This is a genomic window from Rahnella ecdela, from assembly GCF_019049625.1.
Taxonomy (GTDB): Bacteria; Pseudomonadota; Gammaproteobacteria; order Enterobacterales; family Enterobacteriaceae; genus Rahnella; species Rahnella ecdela.
Window position 1 is genome coordinate 1 of the sequence record NZ_JAFMOY010000054.1, and the last position, 659, is coordinate 659.

The window sequence follows — 659 nt, forward strand, 5'->3', positions numbered from 1 at the left end:
ATGAGCAGGTGATCGGCCAGCAATCGCTGGTACGTATGTTGCTGATTGCCCTGTTGTGTGACGGACATGTATTGCTCGAAGGCCTGCCGGGTCTGGCCAAAACCCGTGCCGTTCGTGAACTTGCCCGGCACGTGGAAGGTGAGTTCAGCCGCATTCAGTTCACGCCGGATCTCCTGCCTTCTGACATTACCGGCAGTGAGATTTATCAGCAGCATGCCACGCGCGAAGAAGAGCAGTTTCGTTTTCGTCCGGGGCCGGTATTTGGCAATATTATTCTGGCCGATGAGATCAACCGTGCTTCCGCCAGGGTGCAGTCAGCCTTATTAGAAGCCATGGAAGAACGCCATGTGACGGTTGCGGGGAAAACCTGGCCGTTGCCCGGCGTGTTTATGGTGCTGGCAACACAAAATCCGGTGGATCAGGAAGGCACCTGGCCGCTGCCGGAAGCGCAGCTTGACCGTTTTCTGATGAAAGTGCTGGTGGATTATCCGTCGCGTGAAAATGAACAGAAAGTGATGCAACTGGTGCGCGCCGAACAGCAGCAGAAATATCAGCAAACAGCAGCAGAAACAACAGCGGCTGAGCCGGAAAGCCTGATGCTGACTCAGCAGGAGATTGCCACCTGCTGGCAGGAAATCTCTGCGATTTATGTGGCACCG

General features: G+C 55.2%; 1 protein-coding gene. It reads left to right on the forward strand.

Annotation, left to right across the window (positions count from 1 at the left end; genetic code table 11):
* The coding region (locus J1784_RS00275) for an AAA family ATPase (RefSeq protein ID WP_217147581.1) at positions 1–659 on the forward strand (659 nt) is incomplete at both ends.